We start from the raw sequence: 714 nt of genomic DNA on the forward strand, positions 1-714 counted from the left end.
CTTCTTTCCCTTTTTCTCCTCCTTTCCCCATGCCTCTCTCTCTTCTCCCCCTTTCCTCTTTTCTCTTTTTTTTTTTTCCTTTTCCCCTCTCCTTTTTCTCTTTCTTTCGACGTCGAGCGGCCGCTCTCTCCTTCCTCTTCCTCCCTTCCCTCTCTTCCTCTCCCCCTTCTTCCCTCCCTTCCCCTTTCCCTTCTTCTCCCCTCTCTTCTCCCCCTTTCCCTTCCTCTTCTCCTCTCTCTCTTGCCCTCCTCCTTCTTCCTTTCTCTTCTTTTCTCTTCTCTCCCTCCTTTTCTCTCCTCCCCCCTTCTCTCCTCTTTTTCCCCTCTTCTTCCTCTAAACCAAAAAGTGAATGGACTCTCCCTTCTTCCTTTTCTTTTTTTTCCTCTTCCTTTATCAAATCCCCTTCCCCTCTCCTTCCTTCCTCCTTCTCTTTTTCCGTTATGATGCCTCTTCTTCCCCTCCTACCTTCTCTCTCTTTCTTCTTCTTCTCTCCCTTTCCTCTTCTCCTTCTCTTTCCTTCTCTTCCCCTTTCTCTTTCCCTCCTCCCTCTTCTTTTCTCTCCTTCTCTCTCCTCTTCTTCCCTTTTCCTCCCCCAGGAGAGACCGAACTGACCTCCTCCTCTCTTCTTCTCCTCTTTTCCCCCTCTTCTGTCCTCCCCGGCCCCACCCCCACTTTGCGCCCCACGAGCAGCGCATCCCCGACGGGAACATCTCC

2 protein-coding genes are annotated in these 714 nt (G+C 51.1%); both read right to left on the bottom strand.

Going from position 1 to position 714, the window contains the following annotated elements:
* Positions 1-397: hypothetical protein (locus E1963_RS23645; protein ID WP_201272090.1), on the bottom strand; the 397-nt coding region annotated here is incomplete at its 3' end.
* A gap of 41 nt (positions 398-438) precedes the next feature.
* Positions 439-714 (bottom strand): hypothetical protein (locus E1963_RS23650; RefSeq protein ID WP_201272091.1); only part of this gene is annotated, 276 nt, incomplete at its 5' end.

Source organism: Extibacter muris, assembly GCF_004345005.1.
Lineage (GTDB): Bacteria > Bacillota > Clostridia > Lachnospirales > Lachnospiraceae > Extibacter > Extibacter muris.